Source organism: Microbacterium sp. LMI12-1-1.1 (assembly GCF_040676455.1).
Taxonomy (GTDB): Bacteria; Actinomycetota; Actinomycetes; order Actinomycetales; family Microbacteriaceae; genus Microbacterium.
In genome coordinates this window covers 792,542-807,692 of sequence record NZ_JBEGIA010000012.1, presented here as the reverse complement: position 1 = coordinate 807,692, position 15,151 = coordinate 792,542, and the positions used below count along the sequence as shown (strand labels likewise).

The 15,151-nt window shown below is 69.2% G+C and carries 14 protein-coding genes; 7 read left to right on the top strand and 7 right to left on the bottom strand.

Annotation, left to right across the window (positions count from 1 at the left end; translation table 11 throughout):
* Positions 1–208: 208 nt before the first annotated feature.
* Positions 209–1,132 carry a S1C family serine protease gene (locus MRBLMI12_RS12125; protein ID WP_363356727.1) on the bottom strand — a complete coding sequence of 308 codons (924 nt, stop codon included), beginning with the start codon at positions 1,130–1,132 and terminating at the stop codon, positions 209–211.
* A 69-nt stretch (positions 1,133–1,201) separates the two neighbouring features.
* Positions 1,202–2,200 carry a squalene cyclase gene (locus tag MRBLMI12_RS12120; protein ID WP_363356726.1) on the bottom strand — a complete coding sequence of 333 codons (999 nt, stop codon included), beginning with the start codon at positions 2,198–2,200 and terminating at the stop codon, positions 1,202–1,204.
* Between the two features lie 108 nt (positions 2,201–2,308).
* Between MRBLMI12_RS12120 and corA the strand changes: the two genes are divergently transcribed.
* Positions 2,309–3,307, top strand: coding sequence for a magnesium/cobalt transporter CorA (gene corA, locus MRBLMI12_RS12115; RefSeq protein WP_349426165.1), 999 nt, complete (start codon positions 2,309–2,311; stop codon positions 3,305–3,307).
* A gap of 147 nt (positions 3,308–3,454) precedes the next feature.
* Here corA and MRBLMI12_RS12110 read toward each other — a convergent pair whose 3' ends face one another.
* From MRBLMI12_RS12110 to MRBLMI12_RS12100, 3 genes are all read right to left on the bottom strand, one after another.
* Positions 3,455–4,822 carry an ABC transporter substrate-binding protein gene (locus MRBLMI12_RS12110; protein WP_363356725.1) on the bottom strand — a complete coding sequence of 456 codons (1,368 nt, stop codon included), beginning with the start codon at positions 4,820–4,822 and terminating at the stop codon, positions 3,455–3,457.
* A gap of 70 nt (positions 4,823–4,892) precedes the next feature.
* The gene (locus tag MRBLMI12_RS12105) at positions 4,893–5,843 is read right to left on the bottom strand and encodes a carbohydrate ABC transporter permease (RefSeq protein ID WP_363356724.1); all 951 of its coding nucleotides are present in this window, start codon (positions 5,841–5,843) and stop codon (positions 4,893–4,895) included.
* Positions 5,843–6,862: a carbohydrate ABC transporter permease gene (locus MRBLMI12_RS12100; protein ID WP_363356723.1), complete on the bottom strand. Its 1,020-nt coding sequence runs from the start codon at positions 6,860–6,862 to the stop codon at positions 5,843–5,845. Before MRBLMI12_RS12100 ends, MRBLMI12_RS12105 begins: the two co-directional genes overlap by 1 nt.
* Before the next feature lie 310 nt (positions 6,863–7,172).
* Here MRBLMI12_RS12100 and MRBLMI12_RS12095 point away from each other — a divergent pair, with 310 nt between their 5' ends.
* From MRBLMI12_RS12095 to MRBLMI12_RS12080, 4 genes are all read left to right on the top strand, one after another.
* Entirely contained in the window at positions 7,173–8,534 is a 1,362-nt protein-coding gene (locus MRBLMI12_RS12095) for a D-alanyl-D-alanine carboxypeptidase family protein (protein ID WP_363356722.1), read from the top strand.
* A 64-nt stretch (positions 8,535–8,598) separates the two neighbouring features.
* Complete coding sequence (locus MRBLMI12_RS12090) at positions 8,599–9,687, top strand: alpha/beta fold hydrolase (protein ID WP_363356721.1); 1,089 nt, start codon at positions 8,599–8,601, stop codon at positions 9,685–9,687.
* 126 nt (positions 9,688–9,813) lie between these two features.
* The gene (locus tag MRBLMI12_RS12085) at positions 9,814–10,659 is read left to right on the top strand and encodes a class I SAM-dependent methyltransferase (RefSeq protein WP_363356720.1); all 846 of its coding nucleotides are present in this window, start codon (positions 9,814–9,816) and stop codon (positions 10,657–10,659) included.
* A 241-nt stretch (positions 10,660–10,900) separates the two neighbouring features.
* Entirely contained in the window at positions 10,901–11,032 is a 132-nt protein-coding gene (locus MRBLMI12_RS12080; protein WP_363356719.1) for a hypothetical protein, read from the top strand.
* A gap of 96 nt (positions 11,033–11,128) precedes the next feature.
* Here MRBLMI12_RS12080 and MRBLMI12_RS12075 read toward each other — a convergent pair whose 3' ends face one another.
* Positions 11,129–11,395: a hypothetical protein gene (locus tag MRBLMI12_RS12075; RefSeq protein ID WP_363356718.1), complete on the bottom strand. Its 267-nt coding sequence runs from the start codon at positions 11,393–11,395 to the stop codon at positions 11,129–11,131.
* A gap of 40 nt (positions 11,396–11,435) precedes the next feature.
* Between MRBLMI12_RS12075 and MRBLMI12_RS12070 the strand changes: the two genes are divergently transcribed.
* Complete coding sequence (locus MRBLMI12_RS12070) at positions 11,436–12,476, top strand: lactonase family protein (protein ID WP_363356717.1); 1,041 nt, start codon at positions 11,436–11,438, stop codon at positions 12,474–12,476.
* A 136-nt stretch (positions 12,477–12,612) separates the two neighbouring features.
* Here MRBLMI12_RS12070 and MRBLMI12_RS12065 read toward each other — a convergent pair whose 3' ends face one another.
* Entirely contained in the window at positions 12,613–13,632 is a 1,020-nt protein-coding gene (locus MRBLMI12_RS12065) for a zinc-dependent alcohol dehydrogenase family protein (RefSeq protein ID WP_363356716.1), read from the bottom strand.
* Positions 13,633–13,799: 167 nt separating this feature from the next.
* On the opposite strand from MRBLMI12_RS12065, the gene MRBLMI12_RS12060 reads away from it, so the two are divergent.
* Positions 13,800–15,131, top strand: coding sequence for an HNH endonuclease signature motif containing protein (locus tag MRBLMI12_RS12060; protein WP_363356714.1), 1,332 nt, complete (start codon positions 13,800–13,802; stop codon positions 15,129–15,131).
* Positions 15,132–15,151: the final 20 nt, after the last annotated feature.

Sequence of the window (15,151 nt, the reverse complement as noted above, 5' to 3'; positions counted from 1 at the left end):
CACGCTGGGTTCACCCACCGCGCTCCCACGTGCGGTAGGAGCGGACGGGCTGACAGACCCCCCTGCATGCCCGCTTACCCGGCCCGCTGATTTTGCCCGCGCGGGCCCGCTAACAGATGCACGCCGCCGCGCTCTCGGTGGGTGGCGGATCCGCAATCTCCGGTGCCCGGCTTTCGGCCCCGTACCGAGGATCGCATAACCACCGGGCTCAGCCGACGCGGAGTTCCTCGGGCTCGACCACCACATCGACGAGGGCGCCGTTGCGCCAGACCGTCATCTCCATCCGCCGCCCGATGGCTCCCGCGACCATGCGGCGCTGCAGCGCGGTGGGGTCGGCGATCGCGACGCCGTCCAATGAGAGCACGATGTCGCCGGTGCGGGCACCGGCTGCGGCGGCCGGGCTGTTCGCCACGACCGAGACCACCTGCATCCCGACCCGCGCCCCGGCCTTGACTGCCACGTCGGGGCCGAGCGGCACCGTCGCACCGGCGATCCCGAGCCAGGCGCGCCGCACCCGGCCGGTCGTGCGCAAGGCCTCGATGATCTCGCGCGTCGTGGCGTTGATGGGCACGGCGAGTCCCAGTCCGATGCCGGCGACGGCGGTGTTCACGCCGACCATCCGGCCGGCGCTGTCGGCCAGCACGCCGCCGCTGTTGCCGGGGTTGAGTGCGGCGTCGGTCTGGATGACCTCGTCGATCACCCGCCCTGAGCGGGTCGGCAGCGATCGTCCGAGTGCCGACACGATGCCGGCCGTCACGCTCCCCGAAAAGCCGCGCGGGTTGCCCAGCGCGACCACGAGCTGCCCGACTCCCAAGGCGGCGGCATCCCCCATCCGCACCGGCGGCGGCGTCGGTCCGTCGGCGTGCAGCACGGCCAGGTCTGAGAGCGGGTCGGCGCCGATGACGGATGCCGCCGCCACCGTGCCGTCGGGGAAGGCCAGCTCGACACCCACCGCCCCTTCGACGACGTGAGCGCTGGTGAGGAGGTGTCCCCCATCAGTGATGACCGAGGCGCTGCCCGCGCCCATCCCCTGACGGGTGCGCACGCTCACCGCGGCGACCGACGGCAGCACCGTCTGCGCGACGCGCATCACCGTCGACGAGTACGCGTCGAGCGCCTCCCTGTCGTCCATGCGACCAGTGTCGACCTCTCACGGCTCACACGGCGCGAGTTCGCGCACGGCGGAAGCCTGGGGCCGACGTCAGTCCTCGGAATCCGCCACCGGCGAGGAGCTCGCCGACGAGTCCCACCAGTCGAGCACGCGGGTGCCCATCAGGGTGAGCCAGGGCGAGGGCTCCCCCTCGCGCGCGTCGACGTCGAACCAGGTCCGCCCCGGCAGCGGCGTCGTCTGCAGCCAGGTGCCGTCGGGCTGCCGGGCCGCCCTCACGACGTCGATCGCCTCGGCGAGCCGCGGGTCGGGCGTCGTGCCTTCGAACAGCGCGACGTCGCGGAAGTGGTCGACCGCGGCGAGTGCGCTGTACCGGTGCCGGTTCGGGTAGACGAAGCGGGTCACGAAGTCGCCGACGACCTCGCCCGTGCTGGCGCGGAACATGAGCCGCCGCGAGAGCAGGTACTCCTCGCCACCGTGACGGGCTTCGCGCATGCTCGTGTCGCCGGTGATCCGCTCGTACGCGAGCATGCCCCGCACGGCATTCAACGTCGAGTGGAACGACGAGCGGACGGAATCGCCCTCCTCGGCCTCGCAGTTCCAGCCACCGTCGGCGAGGCGATGCTCGGGGAACCACGCGACGAGCTGCGACACGTGAGCGCCGAGCCAGGCACCGCTCGCGAGCGTGTAGGAGTTGATGCAGACGTCGACCTCGCCGCCCCAGTAGGGCAGGTCCTCGTACTCCCACCGGCTGTTCGCCGCGAGCTTCTCAGCGGTGCCTTCGAGCACGGCAGCGTCCACGCCCCACTCCCGCAGGTCTTTGAGCACCCATGTCGTCGCGACCCAGGGCTGACCCGGCGCCTCCGCCTCGGCGCTGCCGAAGAAGCCCGCCGGGAAGAAGGCGCCCCCGGCCCACTGACCGTCGGCGTCCTGCTCCGCGAGGAGCCGCGCGCCGAAACCTTCGGTCGCGACGCGCGCTCGTGTCGCCTCCCACACGGCGGGCGGAGCGCCGACGAGGTCCCGCTCGACCTGCCAGCGCAGCGACGGGTCGGAGTCGAGCAGCCAGTCGAGCACGGGTCGGGGCGTGGACATGAGGGCAGAGTACCCAGGGCCGCCGACGTGGCGCAGCGTCCGGCATCCGCTCGTCTGGATACTGTGAGGATCGTTGCCGGGTGCCCGGCGGCGAGGGAGGATTGCCCGATGCCCATCGTCGACAACGGCGTGTACGTCGCCGGACAGCGGATCAAGAATCCTACGAGCCTGGCCGAGACGTTCGAGTACACGCGCGCGCAGCATGGAATGGCCTGGATCGGGCTGTTCCGCCCCACCGCCGAGGAGATCGCGCAGGTCGCCGACGAGTTCTCACTGCATTCCCTCGCCGTCGAGGACGCCCTGACGGGGCACCAGCGGTCGAAGCTCGAGCGGTACGGCGACATCCTCTTCATCGTGCTGCGCCCCGCGCGGTACGTCGACGAGACCGAGACGGTCGAGTTCGGCGAGCTTCACGTGTTCGTCGGCCCGGACTTCATCGTGACGATCCGCCACGCCGAGTCTCCCGATCTGAGCCGCGTGCGCCACCGCATGGAGCGCGACCCGCAGCTGCTCGCCCTCGGTCCGGAGGCCGTGCTCTACGCGATCCTCGACGAGGTCGTGGACGAGTACACGCCCGTGATCGAGGGCGTCGAGAACGACATCGACGAGATCGAGGACGCTCTGTTCGAGAGTGGCGGGGTCACCCTCTCCAAGCGCATCTACGACCTGTCGCGCGAGGTGATCACCCTGCAGCGCGCGGTCGCGCCGCTCGCCGACATGCTCGAGGCCCTCCAGCGCGGGGCGCCCAAGTACGAGGTCGACCTCGAGCTGCAGCGGTCGCTGCGCGACGTGCATGACCACGCGCTGCGGATCATCGACAAGGCCGCCGCGTTCCGCTCGATCCTCGACAACGCGCTCACCGTGAACGCCACGATCGTGACGCAGCGCCAGACAGACACCGCGCTGCTGCAGAACGAGCAGGTGAAGAAGATCTCGGGCTGGGCCGCGATCCTGTTCGGTCCCACGCTCGTCGGCACGATCTACGGCATGAACTTCGTGTACATGCCCGAACTGGAATGGCCGCTCGGCTATCCGATGGCGCTCGCCCTCATGGCAGCGACGAGTCTCACGCTGTACTGGGTCTTCCGCAAGCGGCACTGGCTCTGAAAAGCTCCTCGAGCTTCTTGGTGAGCTCCTCGCTGGTGGGCCACTGTCGTCCGTCCGACGCTACGCGGGGCAGCGGATGGGGGCGGGCCGACCGAAGTCGACCCGCCCCGTTCCCCCCGTTCCCCCAGGAGTGCGAGCGTGCGCAGGTCAGCCGGCGGTCGCGTTCTCGTACGCCCGCATGGCCGCGGCCTGCGCGTCGGCGAGCGCCTCTTCCGGCGTCTTGTCTCCGAGAAGAGCGGCCGTGACGGCGTTGTTCAGTTCGTTCTGGATGTCTTGACCCGCGGGCGAAGATCCGAACGACCGGCCGTAGTCCAGCACGTCGTAGTACGTCGAGATGGTCTGGTCGAAGCCGGCATTGCCCGACTCCACGACGTATTCGTCGCGGATCGACCGGTCAGGACCCGGCGCGCCGGTGAACAGTCCGGTGTTGATGCCGCCGTCCTCTTCGCGCGTCGCGGCGCGAGCCGCGCCCGCCGCCGCCCAGGCCTCCTCGTTCGTCAGCGCGATCATCCAGGCGCAGGCCGCGGTGGGATTCTCCGCGCCGGCGGGAATCACGAACGCCTGTCCGCCCGCCACCGAGAACGGGTTGCCCTCGCTGTCTTTGAACGGCACCGCCTCGATCTGGATCTGGTCGACATACGGCGACAGCACGTTCGGGTACCACTGCGCGTTCACCTGCGCACCCACCTGGTCGGCGACGAACTGGTTGTTCTCTCCGAAGGTGTCGAACGAGTCGGTGAAGCTCTTGACGGAGGCGTAGCCGCCCTGCGCGTCGTTGATCTGCGTGAGCATGTCGATGCCGGCGATGTTGCTCGGGTCATCGAGCGTCGGGGTGCCGTCCTCGTCGGTGAGCTGGCCACCCATGCCGAGGATCCACAGGGGCGCCTGGCCGGTGGACACCGGGTCCAGGCCCAGGCGCGTCGGAACGCCGCCCGACTCCTGGTACATCTTGCCGATCGCGCCGAGGAGGGCGTCCGGGTTGGACGTGTCGATCTCCTCGGCGGTGACGCCCGCCTCGTCCATCACCCTCTTGTTCAGGATGATCGCCGGCGGCTGGTAGAACTGCGGCACCGCCCAGACCTCGTCGTCGTAGCGCACGTCGTCCACGACGAACGGGTACCAGTAGTCGTCGGGCGTGACGTCGTGCGCTTCGAAGCACGCATCCAACGGGATGATCAGGTCCTGCGCCGCGTACTGCGTCACGTAGCGCCGGTCCATCTGCACGACGTCGGGCACGTCGCCGCTCGCGATGCGGGTGGTGAACTTCTGGGCGTCGAAGGCGGTCGCGTCGAGCTCGACATCGACGTCGCTCAGCTGCTCCTCCGCGTAGTCCAGCCGCGCCTGGCCGACGTCGTCGGCGTTCTCGAAGCCCCATGCCGTGAGCGACCCGGTCGGTTCGGCATCGAAGTCGACGTCACCGCCCGTACCGCCGCCGCCGTTGCCGCCGCCTCCGCAGCCGGCGAGGAGGACAGCGGATGCCGCGAGTGCGGCGATTCCGATCATGCGCTTGCGCATCTGTTTCCCTTTCGATCCGGTGTTGTGTGTACGTCGTGGAATCGATGTCAGCCGCATCACGGCATCCGTCTCATCCCTTCCTGCCCTGAGTCGCCACGCCTTCGATGAAGTAGCGCTGCCCGAAGGCGAAGATGATCAGCATCGGCAGGGTGACGAGGAACGACGCCACCATGACGTACTGGTAGTCGCCCTGGCCGCCGGCCGTCGGGCTGTACTTGGTCATGGCGTACGCGATCCCCAGCGGCGCGGTGAACTCGTCGACCGAGCCGGCGTTGAGGTAGATGAGGGCGGCCTGCAGGTTGTTCCAGCTGGCCTGGAACTCGAAGAGGAACACGATGATGAAAGACGGGATCGACAGCGGCATCGCGATGCGCCAGAACAGGCCCCAGTAGCTGGCGCCGTCCAGGCGTGCCGCCTCGAACAGCTCCTTGGGAAGCCCCAGGTAGAACTGGCGCTGAAGGAAGATGTAGAAGGCCGAGCCGAAGAGGTTCATGCCCCACAGCGGCACCCACGTCCCGAGGAACCCGGTCTCCTTCCAGATCAGGTAGATCGGGATCATGGTGACGGCGCCGGGGAGCATCATCGTGGCGAGGACCAGGCCGAACAGAAGGCCGCGACCCGGGAACGTGAAGTACGCGAACCCGAATGCGACGATCGAGCTCGAGATCGCCACGGTCCCGGCCGCCAGTACCGCGATGGCGACGCTGTTCCACATCCAGCTCAGGAGGGGCAGCTGGGTCCACACTTCGACGTAGTTCTCGGGCATCCATGTCTTGGGGATGAGCGCGTTGTCGAACACTTCGCCGCGCGGCTTCAGGCTCGCCGAGAGCAGCCACACGAACGGGTAGAGGAACAGCAGTCCGAAGCCGATGAGGACGGTGGTCAGGACGATGCGGCCGACCAAGGTCTTGGGCCGCGCGATGTGCCGGCGCCAGCGCGAGCGCTTCGGGACGCTGACCGCGACGGTCGCCGCCTCGGGCACCGCTCGGGTGACGCCCGGGGTCTGCAGCGACGCCGACATCAGCGGTCTCCCTCGTAGTAGACGAAACGGTTCCCGAACTTCACCTGGACGACGGTGATGATCATGATGATCACGAACAGCAGCCAGGCCATCGCCGCGGCGAAGCCGAAGTTGAACTGACGGAACGCCTGCTGGAACAGATAGATCGCATAGAAGAGGGATGCCTCGGGGGAGGCGTTGCTCTGATCTCGCCAGAACAGCAGGAAGGCCTGGTCGAACACCTGGAACGCCGCGATCGAGAGCACGATGACGTTGAATAACATCGCGCCGGAGATCATCGGCAGCGTGATCGAGAAGAACTTGCGGACCGCGCCGGCGCCGTCCAGAGAAGCCACCTCGTAGAGTTCCACGGGCACGTTCTTGAGGGCCGCGAGGAAGATCACCATGGTGCCGGCGACCGTCCACAGCGTCATGATCACGATGCTCGGCTTCACCCATGCGGGGTCCACCAGCCATTGCGGGCCTTCGATGCCGAAGACTCGCAGGAACTGGTTGATCGCTCCGGTGTTGCCGTTGAGCATCAGGAAGAAGACGGCGGCCGTGGCGACGGCGGGAGTCATCTTCGGCAGGTAGTAGAGCGTGCGCCAGAAGCCGGCCGCGCGTGCGGCGCGGTTGAGGAGCATGGCGAGGGTGAGGGCGAAGATGATCTCCAGCGGCACCGCCATCACGACGTAGAAGAGCGTGTTCGCGAGGGACACCCCGACGCGGGGGTCCTCGAAGAGGTTGGCGTAGTTCTCGAAGCCCACCGGCTTCGCCGTGTTGGTGGCGAGGTTGTAGTTGCTGAACGAGATGTACAGGCTGTAGACCATCGCACCCGCCGTGAACACGAGGAAGCCGATGATCCAGGGCGAGATGAACAGGTAGCCGGCCAGCGCCTCGCGCTTGTTGTAGTGCACCTTGACCTTGCGGGCACGCTCCCTGCGGCGGGAACGGCCGGCGCGGCCGCGACCGTCCCTCTCGTCGGACGCCTCGTGCAGCGCCTCGACGACGGCGTCGTTCTGCGGCGTCGTGATGCTCATCGCGGGTCCTCCCCCAGCGGGGCCTCCGCGTCGGGCTCACCAGGAGCCCGACGCCCAGTGTCAGGGGCCGTCATGCGCGTGATGCTAGACACGCCGTGTCGCGCCGATCACGGGGCTTGCGCGAGAGCCGTCTCGTGTGCTTCTGATCGAGGACCTGCGACACCGGGGCTGACGTTATCCACAGCTCGGCATCGAGCGATGCGCCCTCGCGCCGCGCATGAGAGTGTGGCCTCATGTATGGTCTCGGCGACTCGCATCCGATGATCTCGCCGGCCCTCCTCCGCACCGGTCACGTCCCGGTGTTCCTGCGATGACGACCGACCAGCAGACGCCCGACGAGCTGTCGGAGTTCGCGGACCTCATGCGGCGCGAGGAGGAGTTCCCCGGTCGCGGCTACGGGGTCGACCCGAGGGTGCGACGGGCCCGTCGCCGCCGTGGCTGGATCATCACGGCCGTCGTGTTCGCCCTCCTGCTCGGCGGGTCGGGCGCCTACATCGGCTGGGCGTTGACCGCTCCCCTCGCCGCGCCCGACGCCGTGGTGTCGAGCACGCCCGTGGGGGCGGCGCCTGCTGCCGCCACCCTCGCCTTTCCGTCCCAGGGCGCGGCGGCCATCAGCGTCTCGGGAGGCGACGCCTACCTCGGTCCGACCGCGAGCGGGATCTGGGCGACGTCCGGTACCGATGAGGCGCGCGCCATGGCCAGCCTCACGAAACTGATCACCGCGATGGTCATCCTGGATGCGAAGCCGCTCGCCGACGCGAACGACCCCGGGCCGACGATCACCTTCGATAAGGCCGATCACGACCTCTATGACAAGTACTACGTGATGGGCGCGACGATCGCCCGCATGCCCACCGGCAGCACGATGTCGTTGCGCGACGCGCTGGCCACCATGCTGATCCCGTCGGCCAGCAACTACGCCGAGGCGGTGTCGACCTGGGCATTCGGCTCCCAGGGCGCCTTCCTCGATGCGGCGCGGAGGTGGCTCTCCGCCCACGGACTCACCGGCACCACGATCGTCGAACCGACCGGCATCAGCTCCCGCAACACCAGCACGCCCGCCGACCTCCTTATGATCGGCAAGCTCGCCATCGCCCATCCGGCGATCGCGAGCATCGCCGCGACGCCTTCACTGTCACTGCCCGGTCCCGGTGGGATGTCCAACACGAACACGCTTCTCGGGGTCAATGGGATCACTGGGCTGAAGACCGGCAACCTGGGCGAGGACAGCTACAACCTGCTGTACTCAGCGACCCTCGATGTGGGCGCGGCCGAGCCGCTCACCGTCGTCGGAGTCACCCTCGGCGGAGCGACGCGCGAGTCGGTGAACCGCGACGTCATCCGCACGCTCGACAGCATCCGGGCGGGCTTCCAGCACGTGCCGCTGGTGTCGGAGGGCCGGGAAGTCGGGTCCTTCTCGACGCCGTGGGGGTCGACCGCCCGGATGGTCGTCGCCGAAGACGCGTCGATCTTCACCTGGTCCGACACCCCGATCACGGCGACGATGACGACTACGACGCCGCAGACCTATGAGGACGGCGAGATCGTCGGCAGCATCACGTGGACGGCGGGTCCGAACACGACGACGGTCCCGCTCGAGATCGACGGAACCATCATCCCGCCGACCGAGTGGTGGCGCCTGACGCACCCGTCCGAGCTCGGCGAGGGGTAGGCCGCGATACGGGCCGTCATGCGACCCTAATGTGCTCGGCCGATAGCGCTCCTATGATGTCGGCGTGGAGACGCTGAAGGCGGACGTCGTGCAGGACATCCGCTTCGCGCGCTCCGCTGACGGCGTCGGGATCGCGTATGCGATGCATGGCTCTGGCCCGCCGTTGCTCATCGACGCGTGCTGGCTCAGTCATCTTCAATTCGATTGGGAGAGCCCGGTATGGCGCCATTACCTGGTCGAGCTTGGAAAGATCGCGACCGTCATCCGCTACGACGAGCGCGGCCACGGCCTCTCCGACCGAGGCGTGACCGACCACGGTCTGGAAGCCCGCGTGGGTGATCTGGAAGCGGTCGTGGCGGATGCCGGACTGGATCGGTTCGCACTCATGGCCATGGCGCAGGGCGGCCCGGTGGCGATCGAGTACGCGGCACGACATCCGGAGCGACTGACCCGCCTCATGTTCTACGGAAGCTACTCGGGCGCCCGGGCAGGGTCGAGTGCAGAGGAGCTGGAACTTCTCGCCGCGTTCGAGGCACTGATCAGAGTCGGCTGGGCACGTCCGACGTCCGAGTTTCGTCGCGTGTTCAGCAGCATGATGATCCCGGGTGGCACCGAGGAGCAGATGCGCTGGCTCGATGATCTGCAGAAGCAGGCGTGCGACAGCGAGACGGCGGTCATGTCGTGGTCCCAGCGACAGAGCACGGACTCCACCTGGCGTCTGCCGCAGCTGGATCTCCCGACGCTCGTCCTGCACAGCCGCAGCGATCAGATGAACGAGTTCCACCACGCGCGGGAACTGGCCGCCGGCATCCGGGGCGCACGCCTCGTGGCACTCGAGAGCAGCAATCACATCGTGCTTGCCGACGAGCCCGCCTGGCCGGCGCTCCTGCGCGAGATCACCGACTTCATGGAACCTGACCGGCGGCACGCACCCGACGTCATCGCCGACGACGTCGCTGCTCTCGTCTCGCGCCGGGAGCTCGAGATCCTGCGACTGGCAGCCGCAGGCCACGACAACGACGCGATCGCGGCGGAGCTGTTCCTCTCCGTGCGCACGGTCGAGCGCCACCTGCAGAACGCTTACGCGAAGCTCGGGCTGAGCGGCCGGACGGCGCGCACCGCCGCCGTCGCGCGGCTGCTCTCCCACGCATGACGCGTACGCGTCAGCCGCCAACAGCAGTACGCCCGTCGGCCCTTGCCTGCGCGTCAGCGCCGATGTGGCGGGCGGTGCGCGATTCTTACCGTGGTGACATCACCCCATCCACAGGAGGAAAACCAGATGTCATCCTTTACCCGCACCGCCGACACCGTGACCGCAACCGACGAAGACCGCGCGCTCAAGGCGAAGCACGCTGCGATGTGGGCCAGCGGTAGCTACCGCACGGTCGTCGAACACGTCGTGCACCCCCTCGGCGGAATCCTCGTCGAGACGATCGACGTGCAGCCCGGGCAGCGCGTCCTCGACGTGGCCGCCGGGACCGGCACCTCCGCGATCCCGTCCGCCCGGCGCGGCGCGGAGGTCGTCGCCACCGACCTGACGCCCGAGCTCCTCGCGGTCGGACGCGACGCCGCCGAAGCGGAAGGACTCGACCTGACGTGGCAGACCGCCGACGCCGAGGCCCTGCCGTTCGCCGACGCCGACTTCGACGTCGTCCTGTCGAGCATCGGCGTGATGTTCGCTCCGCACCACGAGCTGGCGGCGGACGAGCTCGTCCGCGTCTGCCGTCCCGGTGGGAGCATCGGCGTCCTCAGCTGGACGCCGAACGGCTTCATCGGGGAGCTCTTCGCGACGATGAAGCCTTTCGCACCGCCGCCTCCCGCCGGGGCGTCGCCGGCGCCGCTCTGGGGCGACGTCGACCACGTCCGCACGTTGTTCGGCGATCGTGTGGAGGGTTTCGTCGCGCACCAGCAGGGGCTGCGGGTCGACCGATTCGACGACGGAGCCCAGCTGCGCGACTTCTTCAAGGCGAACTACGGCCCGACGATCGCGGTCTACCGCTTCATCGCCGACGACCCGACGCGGGTCGCCGCCCTCGATGCGGACATCGCCGCGCTCGCCGACCGCTTCTGCCACGACGGCATCATGTCCTGGGAGTACGTCATCGTCACCGCGAAACGTCGTTAGGCGCGGCCATGTTGCATCCGCTGATGTACGAGGGCCTGCTCCCCGACAGTCGCGAGGTGAGCCGTGATGCCGCGGCACGCTACGCGTTCATCACCGCCCGCAAGGAAGCCGGACTGACGGGACGAGCTCGCCTCCGGGCGTGGCGTCTTCGCCTCGGGGCGTTGCGTCTTCGCCTGCGCGCGTGGCCCGTTCGTCTGGAGACTGGGCAGGTTCGCCCGGTCGCGAAGAGCTGAGGCTGGACATGGTTCTCGTCCTCGCGCTCGCCGCCCTCTGCCTCGCCGGCGCGATCAGCGCCATCGTCGCGTGGGCTCGGGACCCGCGACCGCCCCATCCGACCGCGTGGGACTACGACACCCGTCATCCGATGCTGTAACCCGCCGTGGAAGCCCGCGTCCTCTCACCGAGGACGCGGGCTTCTCGCACGGCGGCACGGCGGCACGGCGCACGCCCGACCTGCTCCCGGGGGTCGTCAGTCCTCTTCGACGGCGGCGAAGAAGTCGGCGCCGCCGAAGGTGCCGGACTCGCAGCACAGGTCAAGGGCGCGACCCGCAGCACTCGTGTTCCAGGCGCGCTGGGTGCGCGAGGTGAGCGATACGCACGCCGGCTTCCCCGCGACGCCATCGCCGTGCTCGGTTCGCTCGCCGCCGGAATCCCGCGTGGATCCCCTCACCGCGCTGTCGCGCTGAGCGTCTCCTCGCTGCTGACCTGCGGCGACCGCCTCGCCGGCTCTTCGCATCGGCAAGCGTGAGACGTCGCGCCGCGCCTACGATCGGTGCATGACCGACTCCTCACTCGTTCTCGTGGCCAACGCGGGCGACGGCAGCATCAGCACCTTCCGGCTCTCGGGCGACTCGATCGAGCGACTCGCTGTGAGCGGGGGCCTTCCTGGCTGCTCGTCCTTCGTCGCGGACTCGGCCCGGGACCTGGTCTACGCGGCGGTGAAGGGCGGGTCGGATGCCGAGCCGGCGGGCATCGTGACGCTGCGCCTCGACCGCGAGACCGGGCGGCTCGACCCCGTGTCGCGGCTCGATCTCCCGGACGGCGGCATGAACTATCTCGCGCTGTGCAGGGACGGCGCGGGTCTCCTGGGCGCCTCCTACGGCGGCGGCTACGGGATCAGCTGCGCGGTCGCCGATGGTGTCGTCGGCGCCCCCGTGTCACGTATCGAGTTCCCCAACCTGCACGCGGTGCTGCCGAGTGCGGACGGCCGGTTCGCATACTTCGTGTCGCTCGGTGCCGATCTGGTCGCGCAGTACGCGCTGACCGACGACCTGCGGCTCGTGGCGCTGGAGCCGGCGACGGTAGCCGCGCCCGAGGGCAGCGGTCCCCGGCATCTCGTGATCAATGACGCGCAGGACGCTGTCTACGTGCTCACCGAGTTCTCCGGGCAGGTGCTCCACTTCGCACGCGACGCCGAGGCGGGGACCCTCGAGCTGCGGGACGCCGCAGACGCCTTCGACCCGTCGAAGGGCCTTCACCACAGCCGCTTCGGGGCCGATCCGCGCGCAGAGCACCTCATCTGGGGCGCCGACCTGCACTTCGGGGCCGGCGGCCGCCGGCTGTGGTGCTCGGAGCGGACGGAGAGCACGCTCGGTGCCGTGTCGGTCGCGGACGATGGCTCGGTGTCGGCGCCCGAGCGCTTCGTGGAGACCGAGCCGCAGCCGCGCGGCTTCGCCCTCAGTCCGGACGGCGCACACCTGATCGCTGCGGGCGAGCGGTCGACGACGATCTCCCTCTACGCCGTAGACGGTGACCGCCTCGAGCTGCTCCGGCGAGCCGAGACCGGTCGCGGTGCGAACTGGGTGCGCTTCGTGTGACGTTGAGCGCCGCGGAGGTGGGCGGGAAGTCGACCCGCCTCGGGCGGCCCGCGGCTGAGACGCCGCCGGCCGTGCGCGACGGCCGGCCTGCGACGTGAGGCGCCGCCGGCCGTGCGCGACGGCCGGCAGCGCGGGATCACACCGTCAGGAGCACCTTCGTCGCGCGCCGTTCGTCCATCGCCCGATAGCCCTCGGCCGCGTCCTCGAGGGGCAGGGTGAGATCGAAGACCTTGCCCGGGTCGATCCGGCGGTCCCAGATCAGCTGGATGAGCTCGGGCAGGAAGCGCCGCACCGGTGCCGGCCCGCCGTGCAGGTGCACGCCCGAGAAGAACAGCTCGAGGCCGTCGAGCGACACGTCGTGCGAGACCCCGACGTAGCCGATGTGACCCCCGGGCCGTGTCGCGCGGATCGCCTGCATCATGGACTCCTGCGTGCCGACGGCCTCGATGACGCTGTGCGCGCCGTAGCCGCCGGTGAGCTCCTTGATCCTCGCGACGCCGGCGTCGCCGCGCTCCTCGACGATGTCGGTGGCGCCGAACTCACGGGCCAGGGCCTGGCGGTCGGCGTGACGGCTCATCGCGATGATCCGCTCGGCTCCGAGCTGCCGGGCGGCCAGGATGCCGAGCAGTCCGACGGCGCCGTCGCCCACGACGGCGACGGTCTTGCCGGGGCCCGCCTCTGCGGCGACGGCGGCGAACCAGCCGGTGCCGAGGACGTCGGATGCCGCGAGCAGCGACGGGACGAGGTCGGCGTCGGGCATGCCCGGCGTGGCGACCAGGGTGCCGTCGGCGAGCGGGACGCGCGCGTACTCGGCCTGCGTGCCGAGGGCACCCATCGGGTACGCGTGGATGCAGCGCGACTGGTATCCGGCCTGGCAGATCTCGCAGGTGTTGTCGGAGGCGAAGAACGACCCGACGACGAAGTCGCCCACCCGGAGCGTCTTCACCTCGTCGCCGATCTCGGTGACCACGCCGACGTACTCGTGCCCCATCGGGGTGTGATCGACGTCGTCGTCACCACGGTAGGGCCACAGGTCCGACCCGCAGATACAGGTGGCCGCGAGGCGGATGATCGCGTCGGTGGGCTCGACGATGGCCGGGTCCTCCCGCTCCTCGACGCGGATGTCACCGGGTGCGTACATGACGACGGCGCGCATGTGGTTCTCCTTCGTGTGGGTCGCACCCAGTGAACCCCGTCGGCAGCGCCTCAGCCAGGTGCGGCTCTGACCGGTACCAGGAGGACCCCCTTCGCGCCGCTGTCGGCCGTTCTTCTCCTCACGATTCAGGGGTTGCTTTGTTCGAAACTATGTTCTAAACTCGACTCATGCTTGAACCGCCCTCTCCCCCCGACATCGAGGGTGGGGCGTGGCCGATCGGGAGCGGCGATGAGTTCATCCCGCCGGTTCCGGATGCCGTGGACCTGGTCGTCGAGACCGCGGTGATGATGTCGGTGTTCGCGGCAGAGCGGCTGACTCGTATCGACTCCATGCGTCGCGAGCTGCTGCAGGAGGCGATCGATCGCGGCGAGGGCGTGCGCGACATCGTCGAACGGTCCATCCGGCTCGAGCTGACGGCGGCGATGCGGGTCACCGAGTATGCCGCCGGCCGCCTGCTCGCACGTGCCGAAGCGCTCGCACGACGCTACCCTTCCGCTCTCGATGCCCTGAGTGCGGCCCGCATCACCGAGACGCACGCCGAGATCATCGCGGATCTGCTCGACGAGGCGCCGGCCGAGCTGCGGGAACAGCTCCTGCGGCGCGCGGTGCCGCTGGCCGAGTCCGAGCCGGTGGGCACATTCCGGCGAGCGCTGCGCACCCTGATCGAGGCCGCACAGGCGACGACACTGGAAGAGCGACACCATCGAGCGGTCGCGCAGCGCCGGATCATGGTCGAGCGCGGGCCGGACGCCATGGCGGGCCTCTGGATCTTCGGCCCCGAAGTCGAGATCCATGCGATCCATAACCGCATGACCCAGATCGCGAAGGCGATCGGACGAGTCGACGGCGAGACCCGCACTCTCGATCAGCTGCGCGCCGACGTCGCCGCCGACCTCCTGATCGACGGCACCACCGACCACCTCCCGTCCGAGGCGTCGGGCATCCGCGCACAGGTCGTCGTCACCGTTCCGGTCCTCGCCCTTCTCGACGACGAGTACGCAGATGCCGGCGAATCGCCGGCCGTCGAGGGCATCGGCCCGATCCCGCTGTCGAAGGCACGCGAACTGTGCGGCGGCGACGCTCGGTGGATGCGGGTGCTCACTCACCCCGAGACCGGAATGGTGCTCTCCGTCGGTCGAGACAGCTATCGCCCACCCGCCGCCCTGCAACGGCTCGTCAGATGGCGCGCCGACCGGTGCATGGGCCCCGGCTGTGCGATGCCGGCATCTCGCTGCGAGATAGATCATCAGATCCGGTGGGCCGACGACGGCGAGACAGGCCTCGACAACAATCTGCCGTTCTGCAAGGGCCATCACCTCGTGAAGGACAACACCGACTGGAGCGTCCGCCAACTCGAAGGCTCGGGGGGAGCTGTGGCGTGGACCTCCCCCACCGGACGCCGGTATGTCGTGCGTCCGGAACGCAAGGTCCCCGTGTTCACCGCTTCAGACTCCGCCTCCTCCCGCCTCGCCGGCGATGGCGCGGACGCGCCCTTCTGAGGGCGAGCGACCCACGCCCG

What these genes read in the sequence shown, in the direction of transcription:
- MRBLMI12_RS12105 (WP_363356724.1), bottom strand. Translation starts at nt 5,843, where the DNA reads ATGTCGGCGTCGCTGCAGACCCCGGGCGTCACCCGAGCGGTGCCCGAG.
- MRBLMI12_RS12080 (WP_363356719.1), top strand. Translation starts at nt 10,901, where the DNA reads ATGGTTCTCGTCCTCGCGCTCGCCGCCCTCTGCCTCGCCGGCGCGATC.
- MRBLMI12_RS12120 (WP_363356726.1), bottom strand. Translation starts at nt 2,200, where the DNA reads ATGTCCACGCCCCGACCCGTGCTCGACTGGCTGCTCGACTCCGACCCG.
- corA (WP_349426165.1), top strand. Translation starts at nt 2,309, where the DNA reads ATGCCCATCGTCGACAACGGCGTGTACGTCGCCGGACAGCGGATCAAG.
- MRBLMI12_RS12125 (WP_363356727.1), bottom strand. Translation starts at nt 1,132, where the DNA reads ATGGACGACAGGGAGGCGCTCGACGCGTACTCGTCGACGGTGATGCGC.
- MRBLMI12_RS12110 (WP_363356725.1), bottom strand. Translation starts at nt 4,822, where the DNA reads ATGCGCAAGCGCATGATCGGAATCGCCGCACTCGCGGCATCCGCTGTC.
- MRBLMI12_RS12085 (WP_363356720.1), top strand. Translation starts at nt 9,814, where the DNA reads ATGTCATCCTTTACCCGCACCGCCGACACCGTGACCGCAACCGACGAA.
- MRBLMI12_RS12070 (WP_363356717.1), top strand. Translation starts at nt 11,436, where the DNA reads ATGACCGACTCCTCACTCGTTCTCGTGGCCAACGCGGGCGACGGCAGC.
- MRBLMI12_RS12100 (WP_363356723.1), bottom strand. Translation starts at nt 6,862, where the DNA reads ATGAGCATCACGACGCCGCAGAACGACGCCGTCGTCGAGGCGCTGCAC.
- MRBLMI12_RS12060 (WP_363356714.1), top strand. Translation starts at nt 13,800, where the DNA reads ATGCTTGAACCGCCCTCTCCCCCCGACATCGAGGGTGGGGCGTGGCCG.
- MRBLMI12_RS12075 (WP_363356718.1), bottom strand. Translation starts at nt 11,395, where the DNA reads ATGCGAAGAGCCGGCGAGGCGGTCGCCGCAGGTCAGCAGCGAGGAGAC.
- MRBLMI12_RS12095 (WP_363356722.1), top strand. Translation starts at nt 7,173, where the DNA reads ATGACGACCGACCAGCAGACGCCCGACGAGCTGTCGGAGTTCGCGGAC.
- MRBLMI12_RS12065 (WP_363356716.1), bottom strand. Translation starts at nt 13,632, where the DNA reads ATGCGCGCCGTCGTCATGTACGCACCCGGTGACATCCGCGTCGAGGAG.